The sequence below is a fragment of the Gracilibacillus kekensis genome, from assembly GCF_900143085.1.
GTDB classification, from domain to species: domain Bacteria; phylum Bacillota; class Bacilli; order Bacillales; family Amphibacillaceae; genus Gracilibacillus; species Gracilibacillus kekensis.
On sequence record NZ_FRCZ01000001.1, the window covers coordinates 132,984 to 157,385 of the forward strand.

Sequence of the window (24,402 nt, forward strand, 5' to 3'; positions counted from 1 at the left end):
TTTATCTTATGTCTAGAATTAAGGGACTGGAAAGAAACTAGGGGTTATTCTTGTGAAGTAGTAAGTATAGTATAGTCAATAAAACGCTTTCAGACAATATTAACTCACAATTAGATACATAAGTGTGTGGATTGATCCTGTCTGTATCAGAAATGTGTAAAAGACATTAAAAGAGGGGCCCCAGGAAGGAAACCTACTTGTATGTATGTACTTATCATAAATTGAGACACTACTAATAAAAGCTTTAGAGGAGTGTTTTAATTGGCGAATAAACAAAAAGAGGTATTACCGAAGCAACATCAAAAGCGGCAACCAGGATTCGAATACAAAATGAATCCTCTCCCTGCCTGTATCAACTACAATTACCAGGGCAGCAATAAATTGAAAGACAAGGTTGCCATCATTTCAGGTGGTGATAGTGGGATTGGTCGTTCTGTTGCCATTCATTTTGCAAAAGAAGGTGCACATGTGGCTATTATTTACTTGGATGAAGACCAAGACGCAAACGATACAAAAAAGATGGTAGAAAAAGAAGGCGTTTCCTGCAGTTTATTCAGGGGGGATATATCTGATAGTACCTTTTGTGATGAAGTGGTCGAAAAAGTACTTGCTGAACACGCTAAACTCGATATTTTGGTTAACAATGCTGCCGTTCAATATCCACAGCAGGATTTCTTGAATATCTCGGATGATCAATTAGAAAAAACGTTCCGTGTCAACATTTTTTCCTATTTCTATTTAACCCGTGCTGCACTTCCCCATTTAAAACAAGGAAGTACCATCATTAACACATCGTCGATCACTGCTTATAAAGGTAGTGAAAACTTAATTGACTATTCAAGCACGAAAGGTGCCATCACAACATTTACCAAATCACTCGCAAAATCCGTAGTGTCAAAAGGAATCCGCGTAAATAGTGTAGCTCCAGGTCCCATTTGGACACCGCTTATCCCTGCCAGTTTTGATGAAAATCAAGTTGCTACTTTCGGATCTGATACGGAAATGGGACGACCAGGTGAATCAAGTGAAGTCGCCCCTGCCTATGTTTACCTAGCGAGTAATGATGCCAGTTATGTGACAGGACAGACCATTCATGTCAATGGCGGGAAAATAATATAATTTAAATCAATGTTCTGAACAGGAGAATGCTGTTTTATCATTTTTGCATTTCTTCTGTTTTTTGTTAATACATCGTTCCCCTAAACTTTTCGGGTTTCTTTACATAACCTTCAATAATATAACCACATTTTGTACAAATAATATATTCCACATCTGATCCAAAACTCATTTTATTAACCGGATGCAATGCTGCATATCCGTTTTGTTTTCCTTTACCTAAATCGCTGCTACCACACTTTGGACATAGAGTTTCTTGACTTTGGTACATGAAAGACACCCCTTTTTGAGTATGTTTATACTCCAAGTACGTTTTAAGCCAATAATTGGTTTCATAGTAATCAATTTCATTTTTTACTTTTTTCTTTCCATTCCCCGTTTCCTTTTTCATGAAATTAGTGTAAAGTATTATTCTTACTGATATTAATTATTTTGGAAGAAGGATCCTAATGAAACAGACAGATACAAAAAAGTTAAGTTTATTCACCTTAACTTGGCCTATATTCATAGAAATTTTATTGCATATGTTAATGGGAAATGCAGATACGTTAATGCTTAGCCAGTACTCTGATCATTCAGTAGCAGCAGTAGGGGTGTCAAACCAAGTATTGTCAGTAGTGATAGTCATGTTTGGTTTTGTAGCAGCAGGCGCATCCATCCTTGTGGCACAAAATTTAGGTGCTGAACAAGCGAAAACGGCAGGAGAAATTGCCGTGACTTCAATAAGTTTGAATCTATTATTCTCTTTGACCTTAAGTTTACTATTATTTGTGTTCAGTGATTTTATTTTAAATCTAATGGATTTACCAAATGAATTATTGGGTGAAGCTTCCACATATATGAATATTGTAGGTGGTTTCATTTTTGTTCAAGCGTTGATTATGACTGTTTCTGCTATCTTACGAAGTTATGGATTTACGAAAGATACGATGTATGTCACGATCGGCATGAATATTCTTAATGTAATTGGTAACTATTTTGTTATTTTCGGACCGTTCGGATTACCTGTTTTAGGTGTAGAAGGTGTAGCATATGTAACGATGTTTAGTCGATTTATCGGTTTTATTATTCTCATATTTATATTAATATGGCGCAGTAATCGACAATTGCCATTTACTTCTTTCTTCAGATATAAAAAAAAACATGTCCAGGATTTGTTACAAATTGGAGTACCCTCTGCCGGGGAACAGCTATCCTATAACACTAGCCAAATGGCGATTACTTATTTTATTGCACAGATGGGAACGTTAGCAATTACCACAAAAGTATATGTACAGAACCTGATGATGTTTATTTTATTATTTTCCATTGCTATCGGACAAGGTACACAAATCATAATTGGTCATATGATTGGTGCTGGAGATATTGAGAAAGCCTATGAAAGGTGTATTAAGAGTCTAAAAATAGCGATTTTGATAAGTACCATCATGGCGATAATCTTTTATAGCTTTAGTTCAACATTACTTGGTATTTTTACAGATGATCCTACCATAATTGAAAAAGGAATGTTCCTATTACTCATCACCATTATTTTAGAACCAGGACGAGCATTTAACTTAGTAGTCATTAATTCCTTAAGGGCTACTGGTGATGTTAAATTTCCTGTTTTTATCGGAATTGCATCGATGTGGGGTATTAGTGTGACATTTGCTTGGTTCTTTGGCATTTTCTTAGAATTAGGTTTGTTCGGTGTATGGATCGCTTTTATTGCAGATGAATGGTTACGAGGTATTTTGATGCTTAGAAGGTGGCATTCTAAAATCTGGGTTCGAAAAGCCTTTGTAAAGAAAGAATCCTAAGATTTTAGTATTAAAAAGCTTGGTTCTGCTATAATTAAGAAAAACTGGAAAAGCCCATGTGGTCTTTTTAGTAGTAATTTCGGAATGGATTATAGCTTTAAAACCTCTACAATGAGTGTAAATAGTGATATCGCGACTTTTATTTCATATTGTTCATAAACCTCGACAAATTAGCTGTCACAAATGATGTAGAACCACTTTATAGTGTAGGCCGTTCGCTTACACTCCTATGGCATCTGTTTTACCTGAAGATCCACTTTTTTGAGCGGTTTGTGCTCGAAAAAGTTAGCTGAAGGGAAAACGCCATGGAAAGGGAAGTGGACAGACGAAGCGATGGATTGAAAAAGCGTTGATACCGCAGATTATATTCCTCGCTTAATAGAAACCAACGAGCAGCCATGCTCGTTGGTTTCTTAATCTTTTTTATTCCGCATTTTTCTATTTTTCACACCTACTGCCACTATAAAAGCTACGAAGCCTCCTATGATAACAACCACCATCGAAATAAAGAACCAATTGAAACCAGTATCTTCTTCCAAAATAAAGATATTACTTGTTTCACGTTCTAGAATAACTTTATGTGTGCCATCATTTTGTACTCGAACAATATTATCCTCTAACAGACCTCTTAACTGCATGTCATCCCCAATATCTTCTAAACTGGCAACTTTTGTTTCTGTATCGTTATTAATTGCAACATACATCGTTTGATTTTGATCACTTCTTTTAAAAACAGACATTGCACCCTCTTGCGCCATTAACTCCATATCTCCCAGCTTTAGCGCTGAAGAATTCTCATGAATGTTTGCTAGCTTTTCTAAATGCTGAACAAGTTCCTCATCTTCTTTATTAAGCTCTGCCATCCGGTGATCTGGTTCAGCTAATCCATTATCCATTGGGACCTCTACACCTTGATACACAAAGGATGCGCCAGGTAATGTATATAAAAGTGTAGATGCTAACTTCCACCTTGTTACAGGATTAAATCCTGCCTGCACACTTTCATGAGTAAAACGTGGAGTTACCACTGATTCCATGTAATGTACTCCGTTACTTTCGGTGTTTATCAAAGGATCCAAAGATTCTCCAGGTTGTTTTAAGACTTCAACAGCTTCTTTTTGAAAAGAATGCTGCATCCCTTCCTTGCCTTTATTTCCATCTAAAATAACAACAGCTTGTTCATTTTCGGATTTTACACGTTGTTGAAGTTCCTCAATAAAGGCTTGAGGTGTCTGTTCATTAACGTAAAAATGAAAGCCATCAACATTTACGGTCTTCATCCAATAAACGACTGTTTCCAAGAAATATTGTTCTACTTCTTGATTATTCAGATCAAGAGCCGGCAATTTCTCACCTAATTGATTTGTCGTAGGCGCCTTCACCCATTCCGTTCCTTGTTCCGACCAGTTGTGAAATTGTGCCACATTGGTTAAAGGAAAATCCATTATTACTTTCATATCGTTTTCATGTGCTTTTGAAATCAATTGTTGTAAATCTGATATATCTCCGAATTGCGGATCCACACTCTGATGCTCGATTGGGTCAAAGCCATGATAGGAACTCGCAACCATAACTGGACTAAGATTAATTGTTGAAATACCTAATTCATTTAGGCTAGGAATTTCATCTGTAATACCTTGCAAATCCCCACCATGATATGCATTAGGATCGTCAATGTCTATTTCAATGTCATTGTCATTATCTCCATTCACATATCGATCTACCAAGATATAATAGATTCTCTCATCTATTTGCTCTTTTGCCATCACATTAACTGCTGGAAGCACTAGAAGCAATAAAAGAATCAAAGGAATTCCTTTCTTTATGTAATGCATAACTATCCCCTTCTCTAAAACATATTCGTCTTCTATTATCCTAGACATCGAATAATTGTCAAATACCTATATAGCAAATTAGTATGAAATTTTTGTGACGAATCCATGCGGGTAACATCAACTATATCGAAAAAAATAAATCCCTATCCTTTTAAGATAGAGAATTTGAATATACTTTCTTAATATTTATTCGAAACCTATATAATAGGACTAATACACCTAAAAATATAATTGGAATAACATACGGGTATAGTTTTTCCCAATAGAATATAACATTTTTTTGATAAATTGCTTTATAATAATTGCCATTTTCTTTTATAGCGATCGCATCCTCCACAGGCACTCTAATTATTTTGTAATATGGGGTACCAATTGGGTAATGGTTGGATATATTTTCATGATATTGATCCGGTGGAGTATTCGCAATGGCAGTAACCTGACCTATTAAATCTCCTAAAGCATTTTCTTCTAAACTTTCCTCTGTAACTTGGTACATACGCCCTTCCATCGTGACAAAAGAATACTCCCATTCTAGTAAAAATATTGAAATGGATAAACTTATAAGAAGAAGCAGAAACAAGCCAATAAAAACTTTATTCATCACGGTCACTACTTTCATCCATTTTGTGTCGGTTATTCTCAGATATCAATGGTAATATTATATTCTTTTAGCCAATAATCGATTTGTGCTAAATGTGCAAGAAGCTGTGGCCCTGTCATCAATTGGCCAAACCAAGGGTTCTGAATATTGGCAGCTTTTTGATTTACCAGGTCTCTCACTAATGAACGATCCAATATTTCAAATAGTCGAGCGTCTTCATCGTTTAGAATGTTGTCCATCCACTCCGTCACGAATTGGGTATAAGCCGGGTGATGTGTTTTAGGATATGGACTTTTCTTCCGATACAAGACTTCATTCGGCAAAATGCCTTCTAATGCTTTTCGTAAAATGCCTTTCTCCCGATCGCCATGTGTTTTTATTTCCCAGGGAATATTCCAAACATATTCTACTAATAAATGGTCACTAAATGGCACACGAGCTTCAAAACTCGCCCCCATACTCATTCGATCTTTACGGTCAAGCAAAGTTGGCATAAACCAATGCATATTTAAATAAAACATTTGTCTTCTAGCCGTTGCTTCTGCATCTTCTCCGTCTAATAAAGGTGCTTCCTGCATTGTTGTTTGATATCTATGTTTTGCATAACCTGCTAAGTCTAACTTTTTGCTCATTTCGCTACGTAATAATCCTTGACGAATTCCGGATGATCGAATCCAGGGAAACCCCTCCCTATTTAAATCATCTTCTCGATAAAACCATGGATATCCTCCAAAAATTTCATCTGCACATTCTCCTGATAATGCAACTGTAACCTGTTGTTTTGTTTGTTGACAAAACCACAACAAGGAAGAGTCAACATCTGCCATACCAGGCAAATCTCGATAGCGTACGGCATCTGTTAATAGCTCTGCTAATGTATTGTTATCCATAACATAAGTGTTATGTTCTGTACCAAGTGCCGAGATCATCTTGTTAATAAACTCTTTATCTTGGTTTGGCTGAAAACTGGACTTTTTGAAATATTTATCATTTTCTTCGTAATCTATAGAAAATGTTTGTAATGCATCTTTTTGATTATTTTTTAAGTAATTGGTAGCAATCGCAGTAATGGCACTTGAATCAACACCACCTGACAAAAAAGTTCCTAGGGGAACGTCTGAAACCAACTGTCTTTCCACTGCATCTGTCAGTAATGTTCGAACCTTTTCCGCTGTTTCTTCAACAGAGTCATGATGTGCTTTACTTTCGACATTCCAATATCTTCGTGTTTTCCAACCATCTCTATCAAAAATTCCGACATGTCCTGCTCGTAATTCGTTGACCTGATCAAACACACCATGCCCAGGCGTTCTTGACGGTCCAAGCGCGAATATTTCTGATAATCCTTCTTCTTTCAAAACGGGTTTTACCTCATCGTGAGCTAAAATGGCTTTGATTTCCGAGCCAAATAATAAACCATTTTGATGTTCTTTGAAAAATAGTGGTTTTACGCCTAAGCGGTCACGTCCAAGAAAAAGTTGTTGCTTCTTGAAATCCCATATCGCATAAGAAAAAATGCCATTTAATTTTTCAATATGTTTTTCTCCCCAAGCAACATAACTCTTTAATAACACTTCGGTGTCAGAATGGGAATCAAATTGCCATCCTTCTTTTATTAATGCTGCTCGGATCTCTTCGGTGTTGTAAAGCTCGCCATTATATACCAAGACATATTGTTGATGTTGCATTGGTTGCTTGCCACCGTCAGGATCGACAACGATGAGACGTTGATGCCCAAAGCCAATATGTGTTTCATTATAATAACCGGTAGCATCTGGTCCTCGATGCTTTAAAGCTTCTGTCATTTGTTTAATTTGCTTATTTTCTTGTTTTACATTACGCGTAAAATCAATCCATCCAGTAATCCCGCACATACAGTATTGACACACCTTTCTCTACTCAAGTCACTCTTACTAATATATGCAGGAACCATCGGAAAATGAACAGATTACACCTAATAAAAAAATGAGGAGGATGGGACATAGATATCGTTCTTAACTTAAAACACGAACAATGAAATCTGTATTGGTACGTAATAATAGGAAACTGCGACATAACTTGATGGTAATTTTGACATGATGTGTGTTCTTAGAAATAAAAACATACCGTAGGAGTTGAATCGGACGCCTACGCTAATTTGATATTCTACAACGCTAGCATGAGGTAGCATTATGTCATTTCTGCAATGCAAAAAGAATGAATAACGTAACCGATCAAAATGCTACCTGTTAAAATAGTTGAAGGACAATTGTATAGTGAAGGCCGCCCACTTTCACTCCTATGTGAACGTTTCATCTAAAGATCCACTGCATAGAAAACACTACGAAAGCTTGCTTGAATAGGTGTTGCACTTTGTATGTGCGCGTTTCTCCTTTTTGGCGATATATTCTCTTATCGGACACTTGAGCAGGTGCGCACTTCTCCTTTTGGACGATGCAAGCTTAGAACCCCCTGAAAAGAGTGTTTTTCGGAGTGTTAGCACAGCATTAGTTTCGATACTTTTAATAAACTATTTCAGTTAGTTCACAGCAATTCAGTTAAATGAGGATACCCCGTGGTAAAAAGGAAAATAGGCAGCCGGAGCGGATGTTAACCAGTTTAAACTACTCCAAAATTACCACAAAGTTTATTGCATAGTTCCTCCTAATACGCAGAAAATCCAAACGATTCGGTAAATAGCTTTTGAGTCGTTTGGATTTTGATATTAAAATATTCTTTTGTCCTTACCTCTTCATTTTTTTAAAATAACTGTACACCAAGCGGCAGTCGACCAAAACCTAGTACTAGTACGAACACTAAGGCTATTATTAACTGAATCCAAAAACTTTTGGTTGGTTGTGATTTAGATGTTTTGACTAATATCATTTCCATTGCCACGATAACCCATAACCCAGCAAGTCCTTTGATTATCAGTTCTCCAAAAATCGGAGAATTCACATCAAATAAACTTGCAAGAAGATCTCCACCTGAATAAAGTAGTAATAAATAATCTAGACGTAAAATCATATGTAGAATTTTTCCGGCTTTATGCCCTTTTTTATAAAAAGCATACGATACAAATAATAAAATTAACGCAAGAACCCATGCAGTAATATGCAAATGTGTCATTTTTACCTACCCCCAATATTATCACTTAATTTCCCATCTTAGTTATCCCAAATATCTTTTCTAGGTTAACTCTGTGCTACATGTATCATATCATGTATCCACGATTATTTCATTTCTCAACCTTATTTTCACTCAATTGTCACATTAATTATTTTCTGCCTTATCGTATACATTTTCCTCTTCAACTCTTTGATTAACGAATTTTTTCTTGTAAATCATGCTTCTCCACAACCATTCAAGTGGCCCTCTTTTATACTTTTGCAACCAAAGATGGCTTAACATGATTTGAACCGCAAATACAATTATCCCTATTAAAAGCGTTTGAAACGGTGATAACTTCCCGTATAGTCCCATACCAATCGAATAGAATATGAAGATCCCGATGATCGATTGCAATATATAATTGGATAATGCCAGTTTCCCTACAGAACCAATCAGTTGGAACAAACCGGTCAATTTAGGATACAGGAACGTAATGGTTATCACATAAAATACGGCAGAGGCACTTCCACCTATCGCATCCTGAAGCGTAGAGAACCAGTAAGGATTCCCAAACAAATATGGTCCCGCTTTGAATAACAGAAACAAAATGAAAGAAATTATCCAGATTTTATGTAATGTTTTATAATGTTCCTTCACATTGTGCAACCATTTCTTTCTTGCAAAGATCATCCCAATTAAAAACATAGGTAATATATTAAAGATTACAAAAATAAAATTCAATAAGCTATTGCTATATAGCCAGTCATTGACATTCTGCCCTATAATCTCTCCCCAGGTCCCATTGCCGTAATGTTGATAAGAAGCCTCGATCGCAGCCATATTTGCAAGGTTACTAATATCTTCTAATAGACTTGCTAAATATAAGAGACCAGAGAACATTAAACTAGGAATCAATAACAAACATAAACTCCAAACAAACAAAGTGACATTTTTACTTTTCACAAACAAGAGTAACAATAAAGCAATGATCCCATATGTAAATAATATATCTCCATACCAGATCAATAACCCATGGATTAACCCAAATATAATCAACAATATAGAACGGCGAACTGCTACTTTTCTGGGAGAAGCCACATTTCTGGATTTTAAATTCTCCAAAATAATCTGCATGCCGAACCCAAATAAAAATGAAAATAACGTATAGAAACTAGCTTGAAAGAATATATCAAGAATCGCTTGCCATATACCTGGTTCTTCAGTGCCCCAATAATTATTCATATTTCCGTATAAAAAATATGGTCCATGAAACGATGGTAAATTCACTAAAAATATTCCTAAAATTGCAAATCCTCTTGCCGTATCAATCCATGGCAAGCGTTTAGAATCTGTTAATGGTGCTGCTTGGTTCATTATTTATTCACTCCTATTTATTCTTTCTGTCTGCATTTATTTTATCTTAACAAGAAGATGGAAACTAGTAATATTTGAAAATATTTATAAATATTAGTTACTTTTCACAAACTTACCGTTTATTCATAAAATGGATACAGAGATGATGTAATAACTGGTAATCGGTAACACAATGAATGTTAGGATGATGCGTATGCCAGCTATTGTAGGAGCAGTAAAAGTGATTAACATTGGTTCTTCTAGCATATTTCACATTGGAGATGTCTATAAAATTCAACCATACACCCAAGCTAAAACGTTTGCTGGTGGAGGATCATTTAATACCGGTGACGGAATTCGCGTCCATTTAGAGAATGCACAAACTACGATGGTTGATGATGATCAATTTGACCAAAATATTTCTGGATTATAGTAGGTGATTTAATGCACATTACCATCAATCAATCGATTTATATCCATTTCTTAAAAGTAGGGAGTATTAATAACTCCTCCGTTCTACAAATAGGGAGTACTGGGAAGATGCAGGCACTTTCTCAGTTGTATAACACAGGGGGCTATGAAACGACTGCAGAAGAAGCTACACCACAAGAAATTCCAGAACCCATGGTACCCTTATCGCCTTTTTAAAATGAATGTCTCAAAGGAGTGATACACGTTGGATTATCAAATGATGGCCTTTTATATCCACCAACTCCAACAACATATCCACCAATTGAATGAGCAGATTAACTCCTTAGAGAACCGAATTCACCAATTGGAACAACAAACGTCACCAAAAACAACGATTGAAAAACTAGAATATCATTTCGACCAATTAAAAATTGAACGATTAGATGGAACACTGCATATTGGGGTAACACCAGAAGATTTAAATAATATCGATGAATTTTCTGTACCAGGAGCTTCATCTCCTCAAGTGCAGTCCTCAATCCATCAAATATTAGATCAACATATTGAACAAGAAATCCCTCCTTACATGGAACAATTAGAGCAACACTATAACTATCCGTTAGAACCTGCTTATCGTAAAACATTGCTAGATGACTTAAAGAACCAACTTTCAAGCCGTATTGCTTATTACCAAAACGCAAACGTACCACCTGATCAGCTTCAAGAACATATATTATCAAACGTTAAAAATGAATTACAATTAGGGTTAAAAAAATGGTTTGAAAATAATAAAAAATGAGAGTTATCAGGAAGTTAGCGTCCATTTTATAGGTTCAGAACTTTTCGAATAAGGTACTATGGACGCTTGCGCCGTTAAAAAAGGAGTAAATAACAATGCATTATGAAGTTCATAATTGGAATTTAGGAGTGGGACACGTATCCATTATTGGTGTCTCTGGTTCCTCTCTTTTTCTTGTAGGGGATAGTCACGAAATTAATCTTGCCGCCTTATTCGATACACCGCCTGAATCATACATTGTCGGCATAGATACCTTAAAAAACCCTGGTGAGGATATCAATGGAATTCAGAACGACTAAAGTAAAAGATATAAAGGTAAGTAGTTTAACGTATAGTTCGCTGTTACAGATCGGAGATGCTAAACAAATCGATTCCAAATTAGATGCACTTGCTGTCCAAAAAGAAGGCGGGGCAGATTCTGATAAAGGATTTGAATTAGAAAGATATCCAATTTTTGATACTACAATAAATCCTTTTCCAGATCCTGAAACGGTAGAAGGAATTCATTGTCATCATCGAAAAGACATTTCGATTCCGACTATTGATGTGACAGCAATTTCGTCCTCTTCTATTGTACAATTAGGTAGTACAGACAGTATTCAATCCTTAGCTAGACAAAAACATATTCGAATCATTCAATCAGAGAATAAGGAAAGGTTGTGAAAATACATGCCTTCAATTGTTGGTCCAATTAAAATAAATAGTGTTGGCGGTGGTGTCATTAACTTTGGCGATAGTTTCTATTTATCTCCAAAAAGTGCATCAAAAACCGCCTCAGGTGCAGGTGCTAATAATAATGGTGACTTTTCTAATACAAATACCGGTTTTAATATAACAAATACCATCGATCCAGACGCCGTAGACCAAGTAATAGGTGGGAATGCATAAAGACTGGGTCGAAAAAAGTCATCCTATTTCTTGAACAATAAAAGGATTATACGACATAACTCTGGTAGCAATTTTGAAAAGGTCTATGTGCGTGGTAACCGCTTCGGCTTGCCCACTTCCCTTTCCGTAGGGTTTTCCCTTCAGCTAACTTTTCCAAGCAAAAACCGCATGGAAAAGTGGATCTTCAGAAAAAACGATCCCACAGGAGTGGAAGTGGCCGCCTACGCTGAATGACTCTCTACAAATATTGCAAATGCTAATATTTTCGATGGTTACACTCAGGCATTAGACCAGCTTAGATAACAATTGTGAGTAATTTAACGACAAATCGATAGGAAATTGTGAATATGGTGGCCTACGTGATTATTGTTGCTTGAGTTGTAGAGTATTAAAAAGCGCAGGCGTCCGTTTCCACTCCTGCGGGAAGTTTTTATCCGAAGATCCACTTTGGTAAGTGGTCTTTGCTTGCCAAAGTTAGCTGAGGAGAAAAACCCGCGGAAAGGGAAACGGACAAGCCGGAGCGGTTGCAAGGCGCATATAATATCTCATAATTACCCTTACCATTTTGTCGCATAATCCTCCTAATATGTATAAATCCAAACGACAGCTGTTCAACGTCGTTTGGATTAGATATTTTTGTCACTTATTCTATGCTAGGCTTTCACCAACAACCCTTTGTCAAAGAAATATAAATATTTTTCAACGACGGGTTGTCTCCAAATTTGTTCTAGTGCTTTGGCATACAAATCGATTTGAATCTGGTAACGATTTTTCAATTTTTCTTTCGTTTGTGAAGAGATCTCTTCTTGAATCTGATCGGTTTTATAATCTAATAATATCCACCCTTCATCCGTCTGAATCACACAGTCAATCACACCCTGCAAAAAGATGCGTTCTTGATCTTCTTCATTCCAATTTGGATAAACTTCTCCAGCAGGCAATGTTAAACTAAACGGAATCTCTCTTTCCACATGTTCCGCTTCAACTACTTGCTTGCCAATCTCTGTTTCGAAAAAGGCAAGAATTGCTTCAGTATCGATTACTGCTGCTTCATCTGCTGTGATTATTTCCTCTGCTTCCAATTTTGAAATGAATTCTGTTAACCTCATTTCGTTCCATTCTTCAGCTAACGGTAGATGTTGCATGACAGTATGCATGGCAGTACCAATTTCCGCTCGGGTTAATTTTTGTTCTGTTTGCATAAATCGTGGCCGTTTTCTTATCGGAGCTCGAAATGGTTCAATTATTTGCTGGTCACTATAACTATCTTTGACCTCATGCTGACGTTTCATTTCGGTAACCGTTTGTTTCGCTCGAAAATGAATCGAATCTTGATATGGGTACTGGAATTCTAAATGATTCTCTACTTTTTCTTTCAAAGTCTCATCCTCTAAATGTAAACCTCGCCACTGGTGAATTGCTTGTTCTAATTCTTCGATTTGCTCGCGATTACTTTCATCAATTGACTGATAATCCCCTTGATGGACACGCTCCACTTTCCAAACCGAAACATCGTCTGTGATAGCTTCTGGGACTGCTACATCCTGATCACGTAACACATCACCTTTTTGATGACGAACCAAGCTGGCACCGACCCAATCTAAATAAGATAACGATTCTAAGCGATAATAGGAAGGTAATACCCAATTCTGATGGGTTGTTATATTGGCCCACTTCTTCTTCTTTTTCTCTAAGGAACGAACCGTACCGACTAATACTACTTTTTCTTTCGCACGTGTTAGTGCAACATATAGGACACGCATTTCCTCTGCTAACATTTCGCGTTGCATTTCTTTTTTGATGCCATGATAAATCAATGTAGGATACATAATTCGTTTGACTGGATCAATGTATTTGGTGGCAAAACCTAATTCCTTGTGTAATAAGTATTTCGCTTTTAAATCTTGCTGATTAAATTGTTTGTCCATTGCTCCTACAATCACTAATGGGAATTCAAGTCCTTTACTTTTATGGATCGTCATAATCCTTACAACGTCCTCTTGTTCCCCTAGTGCTTTTGCTGCACCTAAATCGTCACCTTTCTCTTCCATTCTTTCAATAAAACGCAAGAATCGGAATAAACCTCTAAAAGATGTAGATTCATAGCTTTTAGCCCGGTCATATAATGCCCTTAAGTTTGCTTGCCGTTGACGCCCGCCAGGAATACCACCAACAAAATCGTAATAACCTGTTTCCTGGTATATTTCCCAGATCAACGTCGATAAGGCTCCTTGTCTTGCTTCTCTTCGCCAACGTTGCAATTGATCGAAAAAGCGTTGTAAAGTGTCTTCATTATTCGTTTTCAAATATTCTTTTAATGCTTCATAGTAGCTCGCACCTTTTTTGGCTAAACGAATTTGTGCCAATTTGTCTTCATCTAACCCAACGATTGGAGATTTTAATACAGATGCAAGCGGAATATCCTGCCTCGGGTTATCGATTACTTTTAATAGACTAATCATTACCTGGATTTCAATCGCTGCTAAATAACCAGTCGAAAGCTCCGCATATACAGGTATCCCCTGTTTCTTAAATTCTTCCATAATCGTTGGTGCCCATGTCATCGAACGTAATAAAATCACGATGTCTCTGTATTCCACTTTTCTCGGCTGCCCAGTCTTCTTATCCATGATTTCCGTTTCTGCAATCCAGCTTCGAATTTTCGTGGCATAGGCTCTTGCTTCTAATTGTGCTTTTTCTAAATCTTCTTCTTGTTCGAACTCTTCTTCCGGCTGATCATGTTCTTGCGTTTCCTGGTCAATAATCAGTAGTTCTGTATCAATATCCGGAAAAGGTACCTGCTCATAATCCTTATTACCATATATTAATTCTGCATCCTGGTCATAATCAATATCTCCGACTTTTTGATCGAATAATTGTCTGAAAATATAATTGGCAGCCGTTAATACTTGTTCACGGCTACGGAAATTTCGTGCTAAATCGATCCGGTAACCTGGATCCTCTTCTAAGGCAAAACGTTTATATTTCTCAATAAACAGGGTAGGTTCTGCATGGCGGAAGCGGTATATACTTTGCTTAACGTCCCCTACCATAAACATATTTCCTTCACCTTGCTGATTCGATACTAGTGATAGAATGGTTTCCTGGACAATATTCGTATCCTGATACTCATCGACCATCACTTCGGTGAACTTATTCTGTAAGTCTAAAGCGACCGATGATGCTGTTTGAGTGTCTTTGTCTTGTAATAAAATATCTAACGCAAAATGCTCTAAATCAGCAAAATCAACTAAACCTTTGTCTTTTTTCGCCTCTTGATAACCTGCTTTAAACTGCTTAATCATTTTCGTTAATTGGTTGATCGTTGGATGAAGTTCCTGCATATCTTCAAGATGATTTGCTAAACTTCTGGTAAACCAATCTTTGGCAATATTGCCCCAGCGCTTTTTCACCTGATCTCTAAGTTCCTTCACTTGTTCTTTCTTGTCTTCTGAGCATTCTACCTTCTTACGAGATAAAGCTTTAAACTTCGCTTCTGCAAAAATAGTACGCGCTTCTTCCCAGGAGATTTGGATCGCACCTTTTGCCTGCTGGATCAATTCTTTATCAAGATCGAGTGCTTCTGCGTAATGATATGGACCATCACTTCCCCGCGTAACATCTAATGCTTCTTCCGTTAATTTTTCCATAATATCTAACTGGTCTACTACTTCTTCTTTTAACAAACGCAGCCATGGTATATCATTTTCGTCTCTATCTCTATCGACTTGATAAATGCTCGCCATTTGTTCTAACCAATAATCCGGATTTGGATGCTGTATCGAAAACTCATACATTTTTAAAATCAGTGATTCTACTTCTAAATCATTACGGTCATTGGAGAAACGATCGACAACAGAGAAAAATAGTGCCTGTTCCTCTTCATCTTCTTCACCATACCACTCTTCAAAAAGCTGCTCTAACACATCTTGGCGAATCAAGTCCGCTTCAATACCGTCCGCGATTCGAAAGCTTGGATCAATATCAATTTGATACGCATACTTTCGCACTAAGTCCATGCAAAAGGCATGTAGCGTTGAAATGGAAGCATTTTGTAATAAGGATATTTGTTTTTTTAAATGAGTAGAAGTTGCATCGTTTGCCAATGCTTCCTCTAAAGCCTCGCCAACTCGATTACGCATTTCCTGTGCCGACGCATTTGTGAATGTTACGACTAGTAATGTGTCAATATCGATTGGATGCTCTTTATTGATTAGCTTCTGGATGATCCGTTCGACAAGTACCGCCGTTTTTCCTGAACCTGCCGCTGCTGCTACTAATATATTTTTGCCTGACTGGTAAATTGCATCTTCTTGTTCTTTCGTCCATTGCGGCATTATTCTTCACCCCGCTTGATTGCTTCGATTACTTCTTCATCTTTCATCTCTTGTAACTTACGGTAATTATTTTCTGCTAATGTCGGATCGAACTGACATACCGATCGATACGAACAAAATGTACAGGCTGTTTGCTGTTGCTGCTGGAATGGATTAAGATCGACTTTTCCTTCGGTAATCGCTAAACCGGCATTCTCCATCAATTGGTGGATATAGCCTTGCAACTCACCAAAGACCTCACGTTCAGCAACCGCAGAACCTTTATAGAACGAACCACTCTTACTAAAACCAGCAGGAACGATATTACTTCTCCCTGACTCAAGTGATGTATCCATCATACGAACAACATCTTCTTCGTCCACAAGCAAGCCTTTCATTTTGAACTTTTTAAATATTTCCTGTTCAATTTTATCTTCTGTTAAAAAGTCACTCGCTGACACCATCGGGTTATGAACATGGAAATAAAGAACACCTGCTGGTGAGGCTGGATGCCCTAGCCAGTTTTCTGCATTGGATAAGACCACATCTAAATATGCCAACATTTGTAAAGCAAGTCCATAATAAACCTCTGTCAGATTTAAGCCTCTGGAGCTTGATTTATAATCAATGATTCGCAAAAATAATTGTTCATTGTCGATTGCCTGATCAACCCGATCAATACGCCCGCGTAATAGGAGCGTATGGTCATTCGGTAATTCGACCTTTAATGGCTCTAACTGATTTGGATAACCAAATCCAACTTCTAAGCCCACTGGAGAAAAGTTCGTATTTCTTGCTTGTTCACTTAAGACAAATGTCGCTCTTGCGATGACATGCTCTAGCTTTCTTTGAATATATTGATAACGATTCGAACTATGCAAAATTTGATGTTGCAACACAGGGGCTAGTTCACCGACCGCTCGATTGGCATATTTCCTTGCCTCTTGATCAAAGACATCCGCAAACTGGCGACCTTCTTTTTGAATCCACTCGGTGATTTGTTTTAATGCTTCGTGAAAAAGCTGTCCAATATCCGGTGCGTCCAATTTATAGGTTGGTCGTTCTTCCAAACCTAAGCTATATCTCGCAAAATGCTGATAGGAACAGCGATGATACATTTCTAACCTCGAGACACTTGCATTAATCTCGTTTGGATACAGCGCATCTACCGTCTCATTCGCTAAATCTGTTGGTCTATTTTGATAAAACAAACTTTTCAACACATTTTGATGAACGTACTGGTTGTCCGATTTTTCAATGTACCAATTCAAAACATATTCCCAGATATCATCAATTGGGTAGCCTCTCAACTTCCGGGCTAACTGTGCGGTTAAGGCTCCTCTTGTTTTATTTGGTGTCGTCACAAAACGAGCTGCCTCTTTCATTTCTTCTGGATCTTGTAAAAACAAACGCTGTTCTTGCGTCGGGAATAACTCTTCTAATCGTTTAATTAAGGAAGAAGCTACCTTTTGTTTCCCTTCTTCATTACTGATTGGATAACTCACCCACAAATAATCCGCAGGCAAGGTAAACGCTAAATAAACGTAAAACCAATCATCTAACAATTGGCGCTTACTTCCTTCTGCAAGTTGAAGCCCATGTGTTTGCAATAATGACCTTTCTTCCTCTGAAATCAGTCCGTCTCCACCAGGCTTCATTGGCCATGATCCTTCATTAACACCTAACAAAAAGGCACTCTTTATCCCATGCATTCTCGAGCGGTCAATCGATCCTACTACAACATGGTCAATACTTGGCGGAACATGTGAAAAGCGTAAGGAGTCAAAGCCTGATTCCAGCACATTACGGAAGGTATTTAGCGCCATCTCTTCTTCACCAGCTACCTCTGTCACTTCTTCAAATAGCTGGATGACGGCATCCCAGACCTGGTCTTGTTCACGTCCCTTTTCCACTCGCCCTTCCTGATCATAAGCGTCACGCATCTCTTCCAGATGTTGAGGCGCATCGATTGACTCTAACCACTCAAACAAAGCTACCGTTTTTTCTTTAATCGTTGGTAATTCTCTTAATTGCTGATCAATCGTTGCTAAAGAGCGGCTTACTTGTTCTCGGTAAGCATTGATTCGCCTTTGTGTCGCTAATTCACGATCCGTCTGTGCAGATTGGTCAAAACCTTTAAAACGCTGAAAAATCCATGGTTTATCCGTTAACCATCTACTTCGCCCACGAACACCATATTCTAAAACATAATTCTCCAATTCATCAATCGCTTCCTGGTCTAACTTATTTTCCCCTTCTCCCTTTGGAAGAAATCCAGCCTTTAGCAAACGGAATACCGCATCATATCGCCAATTCCCTTCTACTACATCTAATAATGAACGAATCGTTTCAATCAAGGGATGGTTAAGCATGGTTCGTTTCTCATCAACGAAAATCGGAATCTGATAATCCTGAAATACCGTCGTAATTAAATCGTGATACACATCCGCTTCTCGAATCAAAATCGCTAAGTCACGATACCGATAACCGTGATCCCGCACAAGTTTTACAATCTCCTGCGCCGTGCCTTCTACTTCTGCACGGGGATGAACCGCTTCTGCAATTTGAACAGGCGCCTTTTCGGGATAACTCTGTACCGGACGACTATCAAACTTTTGATCTAAGTGAATAAAAGCTTGTTCTGAATCCTGATTGATTTCCAAGCTCTCTACTTCTGTTTGGATCATCGATTGATCTGCTAATTCTTTTAACTGCTGATAAGTTTCCTTTGTTTGATAAAAAAGATCCAATGGGTCCATCTCTTGGCCCTGGAGCTCATCCACCGCTAAGGTAACCGTCACTTGCTTTGCTTTTTTCAGCATTGCTTCTATTACTAATAACTCTTGTGGTGTAAAGTGATGAAAGCCATCTATGTAGACGGTTGTATCTTTTAAATAATCTGTGGTCTCCAATTCTTCTGCTAATTGCTGTAGTTGGTCCTCACTATCCATATAGTGGCCTGCTAATGCCTCTGATAAATGTTGATAAATATATAATAAGTCATCTAATTTATTTTCTAAGGCTTTTTCGCCAATTGTTTTGTGTTTAAACTTGTCCATCTCTTGTAACTGTAACGAGATTGACTCAGGTGTTACACAATATCGCTTGAATTCGGTAATCATATCTTCTAACTGTTCAATAAAACCTTGTTTTTCAACAGCTTTCTGAAATACCTTCCACTCATCGGTACGTTCTTCGACAATTTTACGGAGCATCATTTGCATACCAGTGGACGTAATAAATTTCTTTGTTGCCCCGCCCGTTAGCTGCATTACTCGCCATGCCAGTCTGGAAAAACTATAGACTTGTCCACGGATCGATCCGCTTACCTCAGGATCATTTAATAAAGCATACTCCTGCTGAAATGTCATTTGATCTGGGACTAAATATATAATGGGAGGACCCTGAGGATTTTGCTTCAATTCCTGTCTCATTTCCTGTAAGCACTGTTCGCTTTTATTAACAGTTGCACTTCCGATTAAAAATCGCAACAAAGAAAACACCTACTTTCTCTAGCTTCTACTCTATTTTATCATAAAGTTAAAGTTATCAGTACGTTAACGGACTGATAACTTACTTCGTATTATCTAGAGAGTACAGTGAGCAGGGAGGGGTAATTATTAAAAAATACGAAATTTCACAAGCATTTTTGATAACTCTTGGTTTTCCATATAGTCACCACTTTGAGGATTGTAGAGAGGAGCTACTTTAAGTAGTATAGTTTACACCGGCCTGTTCATCCCAATTACCATGGAGTTTTCGTATATGCACGATTTGCCCAATATGATATGCATTATGTAGATTTATATATGTGAGGTTTTCATAGAATTGTTCTATCGATTCACTATTACTACGCTCTATCTCAGCTTCCCATTCTTTCATCGTTTGCAACAATTCGCTTACTAATCGATTCCAACTCAATTCCTGTTCATTATGAAACGTGGTTCTATTATCCGTTATATTATGTTTATTATCTATTCCTTTAAATCGTTGTAATTCTAATTGATTGTAAAAATATAGGTGATGTGCGATTTCAAAAATAGAGTTAGTAGAGCTTTGGGTCTTAGCTTTTGCTTGTTGACTATTTAAGCCCATTAAAGCCGTGTGTAAAGATACAAACCACGTATCGGTATGGTGGCAAGCTTGGAATTGTTTCAAAATAAGTTCTTTGATATTCACTGTATTTCTCCTTTCACTGTGTCTATAAATTCTTTCTATTATTGCGAAACTCTACTAACTGCAGTTCCGTTTTAGTTCCTTGATGAAAGTAGAGCTGCCATCTACCATTTATGTGTTTCCAAATGGAACTGCGTAGTGTATTTCGATTTCTTGTTTTATCAACTAAATAATAAGTAGCTAATATTACATCATCAGCTAACAGATTGATTTGATAATTATGAAGGGACATTTCTGTTAGTATAACTCCACTTTCCAGACAATCTTCTTTATTGCAAGTATTACCTGAACTGCCTATTTCAAAAAAATCATCGGAAAGTATTTCACCTAGTTTTCTAGTATCTTGGCGAACTTGTATATTACTATGACTCTGTTCCAATTCTTTTAAATGATTTCTTTAAATCAGAAGACATTACCTTTCCCTCCAGTATAAACACATAGTATAACCTTAAAAGACAACTCCAATTTCTTACACTAAAATCTTATCCTTACCCTGCTCTTCTGATTGAATTAAGACTTTGTATACTTTTCCTGTTCCTAAGAGTGTTGTGTGAGTCCCCTGCTCTACTACCTGACCACGGTCTAAAACAAAAATTTGATCAGCATTTTTTATCGTAGACAATCGATGTGCAATAATAATCGTTGTTTTGCCTTCTCTATAATGATCAATATTGTTCTGAATTTCTTTTTCGGTGACCAAATCAAGCGCAGATGTTGCCTCATCTAATATTAAGATCTCAGGATTTCTAACTAAAGCTCTTGCAATCGCAATTCTTTGCCGTTGTCCACCAGACAAAGTAATGCCCCTTTCTCCAATAATTGTCTCATAGCCATTAGGTAGTGAAAGAATATAATCATGAATACAAGCGTTCTGACATACTTGAAATAACATATCATCACTAACCGCTTGTTTGCCCATAAGGATATTATTTTTTACTGTATCGGGATAAATATATGGTTCCTGAAAAACAATAGCTACTCGTTTTCCCCAGTCCGCACGATCTATAGCTGGAAGGGACTGGCCATTCACTTTAATTTCTCCTTTTAATGGCTCAAAAAAACGTATAATTAGTTGGGCAATAGTCGATTTTCCCCCACCACTAGTACCAACAATCGCTATTTTTTTGCCAATGGGTATTCCCATATTTAAATCTCTAAGAATATTATCTGTATCGATGTCATATTTAAAATACACATTATTTAGTTGAAGCGTTTGTATTTTCTGGTTTATTCGCTTCGTTCCGTTACTCCATGTTGGTCCATCCATCACACTTCGAATACGGTCAAGACTTGCCGTTCTACTAGAAAAATTCATTACCATATTAAATAGATTTTGAAACGTGGAAACAAGTTGATTACTAAACTGATACAATATGACAAATATCCCTATCGACATTTGACCTTCTATTACTAAATATCCACCGTATCCCAAGATGAAAACAGTAATTCCCCATCGTATTGGCTCACTACTAATTAATTGCTGGTTAACAAGTTTACCTTCATCCATCACCGCATTAAAATACTTTTTAAAATACTTATCATATATTTGGGTTTCCCAATTGATTCGGTGATAGGCAATAACTTCTCTTGTCGAAGCTATCCCTTCTTCTATATGAACAATTAATTCAGAACGTGTCTCTTGTACTTGCTTGGCACCCCATTTTAATTTGATGGAAAAATATCGTCCCAACAAGACATATACAACACAACTTAGTAGACTAAACAATAAAATAATAGGGCTGTTAAAGCCAACAATGACAAATAGCATAATGGCTGCAGCTAATTGCTGTAACCCTCTAGGGATATCATTTGCCACCATTTCTCCTACTTTATCAATGTCGCTGACAACATACTGTACATATGAACCAGTTCGTTCCTTCTGAAGTGACTTCGAAGGAATCTGATACATATAGCGCATAAAGTCCTGCACCAAATGTTCCGAGATCCTTGCCTTGGTTTTATGGATTGCATGGGGCCCAAAAGTAAACAGAAAGGAATACGAAATAAAAGCAATAATCATCAAGACTAGTACATGATATAACTGATCATAATTATTTGCTATAAGCACATCATCAATTAACTGCTGTTGTAATCCAATCGTTGCCAGACTTGCATAAGATTCTGCAATCATTAATATGGTGGCGATAACAAGTAAACTTTTTGTTGGACGAATATACGTTAATAACCACTTCACATTATTTCTCATTTATGCACCTTCTAACTTTTGTCCCCGTGACAAGTGATAAAAAGCTCCCCTTCTTTTCACTAACTCTTCATAGCTACCACTTTCTAGTACTTTACCATTCTCAATTAATACAATATTGTCATAATTTTTAATAGTCGAAAGTCGGTGTGCAACAGTTACCGTCGTTCTACCTTCCATCAGTTTTTGTAGAGCAGCCTGCACTTCTTTTTCACTTATAGTGTCTAATGATGCGGTTGCTTCATCAAGTAAGATAATAGGTGGGTTTTTTATAAACATTCTCGCAATAGAAATTCTTTGCTTTTGTCCTCCAGATAATTTTACCCCGCGTTCTCCAAGTAACGTATCGTATCCTAGCGGTAGCTCAGTAATAAAATCATGAGCAAATGCCGCTTTTGCTGCATCTACAACTTCTGCTTCTGATGCATCTGGTTTTCCAAATAATATATTATCACGCACACTTGCACCAAAAAGATATGTCTCTTGAAAAACAAAGCCTAGGTTTCCTCTTACATCTTTGAAGCTTAGTTTTTGAATCGGCTGACCATCCAATAAAATACTTCCTTTACTTGGATCATAGAATCTGCCTATTAATTTTAATATCGTAGATTTACCATTCCCACTTGCACCGACTAATGCAACTTTTTCTCCAGCACATATTGAAAGTCTGAATTGGTTTAACACCTCTGGACTGTCTGGATAGTTAAAGGAGACATCCTGTAATTCAATATATCCCTGCAATTTATCAATGTTTATCGTATCTTTCTCTTCTTGAACAACTGCTGGAATTCTCATAAACTCATATAGCTTCTCCGCTTGGTCCATCAAAACTCTTTGTTCAGTAATCGATGTGACGACAGAGGTAAGAATGTGCATTGTTTGAAAATAATAAAGTAAAAATGCTACGAAAGCACCCGTAGATAATTGACCTGTTAAGGAGAGGTGTGAACCAAAAATAATAATAGCAACCCCACCTATAAAATAAGACATTCGGCGATTGGTACCTCTCCAAAACGCAAACCAGTAAGTTTTGATCATCATTTTATTCAGTTGTTTGTGTCTACTTCTCACATTAGATAAATCCCACACCTCTGCTGAATTTGCACGTACATCATTTAGAGAAGCGATACTCTCATATACTTTTTGGTTAAAACGAATACGATCATCTGCCATCATTTTTCCGTACTTAGATGCCTTTTTCTCTAGATATGGTCCAAATATGTAATAAAGTAGTAAACTCGGGATAAGAATCAAGCTTAATCTCCAACTAATGGTAACCATCAAAGTAATAGAGATAATTGAAAAAATAAAGTTATTTATCATCCATGGCAATAGATGCCTATATAAATTTTGTAAGGAGGCAACCTCCGTATTCATGAGCGCAAGACTTTCTCCTACTGGGTGTTTTTCAAAATAAGCGAATCCTAATTTTCTTAAATGCGTATAGATGGAGAACTGCATATCTCGTGAGGCTTTTTCTTGTAGAAATCGTTGGATGATGTTTCGTATGGCTGAAAAAGTAATGATAAACACTACTAAAATAACAACAAAGCTAATTAACCACATAAATGCGCTAGATTGTTGTTCATTCAGTACGATGTCAATAAAATATTGTATCAATTTAGGAATAACCAATTGAGCACCAGTAATGATTAAACCGCATAAGATCAGTAAAAGCAACTTCCATATATAAGGTTTTAAAAAAGCAAGTGTCCAAAAGTAAACTTGTAATAAAGAATGAGATTTCGGTTGTCTATTCATCTTTACCTCCTTCACTTGAGTATAGATATCGCTTACAAAAATATATCAATAAAT

Annotated in this window: 20 protein-coding genes; 8 read left to right on the forward strand and 12 right to left on the reverse strand. The window is 37.0% G+C overall.

All coding sequences use genetic code 11. The features are described from left to right. The first annotated feature begins 261 nt into the window (after positions 1 to 261). Positions 262 to 1,119, forward strand: a complete 858-nt coding sequence (locus BUC25_RS00640) for an SDR family oxidoreductase (protein ID WP_073198697.1) — start codon at positions 262 to 264, stop codon at positions 1,117 to 1,119. A gap of 64 nt (positions 1,120 to 1,183) precedes the next feature. Here the strand turns inward: BUC25_RS00640 and BUC25_RS00645 are convergent, their stop codons facing one another. Continuing rightward, positions 1,184 to 1,387, reverse strand: coding sequence for a transcription initiation factor TFIIIB (locus tag BUC25_RS00645; RefSeq protein ID WP_073198699.1), 204 nt, complete (start codon positions 1,385 to 1,387; stop codon positions 1,184 to 1,186). 178 nt (positions 1,388 to 1,565) lie between these two features. Between BUC25_RS00645 and BUC25_RS00650 the strand changes: the two genes are divergently transcribed. Further along, on the forward strand, positions 1,566 to 2,915 hold the full coding sequence (locus tag BUC25_RS00650; RefSeq protein WP_073198701.1) for an MATE family efflux transporter: 1,350 nt from the start codon (positions 1,566 to 1,568) through the stop codon (positions 2,913 to 2,915). 413 nt (positions 2,916 to 3,328) lie between these two features. On the opposite strand, the gene BUC25_RS00655 is transcribed toward BUC25_RS00650, so the two are convergent. The 5 genes from BUC25_RS00655 to BUC25_RS00675 form a co-directional block, all read right to left on the reverse strand. Then, entirely contained in the window at positions 3,329 to 4,750 is a 1,422-nt protein-coding gene (locus BUC25_RS00655) for an alpha-amylase family glycosyl hydrolase (RefSeq protein WP_073198703.1), read from the reverse strand. Between the two features lie 151 nt (positions 4,751 to 4,901). Further along, a complete protein-coding gene (locus tag BUC25_RS00660) occupies positions 4,902 to 5,351 on the reverse strand; it encodes a hypothetical protein (RefSeq protein ID WP_170862616.1) in 450 nt (149 codons plus the stop codon). A gap of 38 nt (positions 5,352 to 5,389) precedes the next feature. Next, positions 5,390 to 7,225, reverse strand: a complete 1,836-nt coding sequence (gene asnB / locus BUC25_RS00665) for an asparagine synthase (glutamine-hydrolyzing) (RefSeq protein WP_073198707.1) — start codon at positions 7,223 to 7,225, stop codon at positions 5,390 to 5,392. An 865-nt stretch (positions 7,226 to 8,090) separates the two neighbouring features. Then, positions 8,091 to 8,459: a YisL family protein gene (locus BUC25_RS00670; RefSeq protein WP_073198709.1), complete on the reverse strand. Its 369-nt coding sequence runs from the start codon at positions 8,457 to 8,459 to the stop codon at positions 8,091 to 8,093. A gap of 144 nt (positions 8,460 to 8,603) precedes the next feature. Further along, a complete protein-coding gene (locus BUC25_RS00675) occupies positions 8,604 to 9,815 on the reverse strand; it encodes a DUF418 domain-containing protein (protein WP_073198711.1) in 1,212 nt (403 codons plus the stop codon). A 193-nt stretch (positions 9,816 to 10,008) separates the two neighbouring features. Between BUC25_RS00675 and BUC25_RS00680 the strand changes: the two genes are divergently transcribed. From BUC25_RS00680 to BUC25_RS00705, 6 genes are all read left to right on the forward strand, one after another. Beyond that, complete coding sequence (locus BUC25_RS00680) at positions 10,009 to 10,227, forward strand: spore germination protein (RefSeq protein ID WP_058308173.1); 219 nt, start codon at positions 10,009 to 10,011, stop codon at positions 10,225 to 10,227. An 11-nt stretch (positions 10,228 to 10,238) separates the two neighbouring features. After that, positions 10,239 to 10,442, forward strand: coding sequence for a spore germination protein GerPB (locus tag BUC25_RS00685; RefSeq protein WP_073198713.1), 204 nt, complete (start codon positions 10,239 to 10,241; stop codon positions 10,440 to 10,442). 28 nt (positions 10,443 to 10,470) lie between these two features. Then, a complete protein-coding gene (gene gerPC, locus BUC25_RS00690) occupies positions 10,471 to 11,004 on the forward strand; it encodes a spore germination protein GerPC (protein ID WP_073198716.1) in 534 nt (177 codons plus the stop codon). A 95-nt stretch (positions 11,005 to 11,099) separates the two neighbouring features. After that, on the forward strand, positions 11,100 to 11,303 hold the full coding sequence (locus BUC25_RS00695; RefSeq protein WP_073198718.1) for a spore gernimation protein GerPD: 204 nt from the start codon (positions 11,100 to 11,102) through the stop codon (positions 11,301 to 11,303). After that, the gene (locus tag BUC25_RS00700; RefSeq protein WP_073198720.1) at positions 11,284 to 11,667 is read left to right on the forward strand and encodes a spore germination protein GerPE; all 384 of its coding nucleotides are present in this window, start codon (positions 11,284 to 11,286) and stop codon (positions 11,665 to 11,667) included. Before BUC25_RS00695 ends, BUC25_RS00700 begins: the two co-directional genes overlap by 20 nt. Before the next feature lie 6 nt (positions 11,668 to 11,673). Further along, positions 11,674 to 11,892: a spore germination protein gene (locus tag BUC25_RS00705; RefSeq protein ID WP_058308177.1), complete on the forward strand. Its 219-nt coding sequence runs from the start codon at positions 11,674 to 11,676 to the stop codon at positions 11,890 to 11,892. 653 nt (positions 11,893 to 12,545) lie between these two features. Here BUC25_RS00705 and addA read toward each other — a convergent pair. The 6 genes from addA to BUC25_RS00735 all read right to left on the reverse strand — a co-directional run bounded on the left by addA (position 12,546) and on the right by BUC25_RS00735 (position 24,348). Further along, positions 12,546 to 16,229: a helicase-exonuclease AddAB subunit AddA gene (gene addA, locus BUC25_RS00710; protein ID WP_073198722.1), complete on the reverse strand. Its 3,684-nt coding sequence runs from the start codon at positions 16,227 to 16,229 to the stop codon at positions 12,546 to 12,548. After that, complete coding sequence (gene addB, locus BUC25_RS00715) at positions 16,229 to 19,702, reverse strand: helicase-exonuclease AddAB subunit AddB (protein ID WP_280174026.1); 3,474 nt, start codon at positions 19,700 to 19,702, stop codon at positions 16,229 to 16,231. The genes addA and addB overlap by 1 nt, the downstream gene beginning before the upstream one ends. Positions 19,703 to 19,916: 214 nt before the next feature. Next, positions 19,917 to 20,387, reverse strand: a complete 471-nt coding sequence (locus BUC25_RS00720) for a DinB family protein (RefSeq protein WP_073198726.1) — start codon at positions 20,385 to 20,387, stop codon at positions 19,917 to 19,919. A 22-nt stretch (positions 20,388 to 20,409) separates the two neighbouring features. Beyond that, a complete protein-coding gene (locus BUC25_RS00725; protein WP_073198728.1) occupies positions 20,410 to 20,763 on the reverse strand; it encodes a nuclear transport factor 2 family protein in 354 nt (117 codons plus the stop codon). Positions 20,764 to 20,853: 90 nt separating this feature from the next. Then, positions 20,854 to 22,590 (reverse strand): ABC transporter ATP-binding protein, encoded by a 1,737-nt coding sequence (locus BUC25_RS00730; protein WP_073198730.1) that lies wholly within the window; start codon positions 22,588 to 22,590, stop codon positions 20,854 to 20,856. Next, positions 22,591 to 24,348 (reverse strand): ABC transporter ATP-binding protein, encoded by a 1,758-nt coding sequence (locus BUC25_RS00735; protein WP_073198732.1) that lies wholly within the window; start codon positions 24,346 to 24,348, stop codon positions 22,591 to 22,593. Between the last annotated feature and the right edge of the window lie 54 nt (positions 24,349 to 24,402).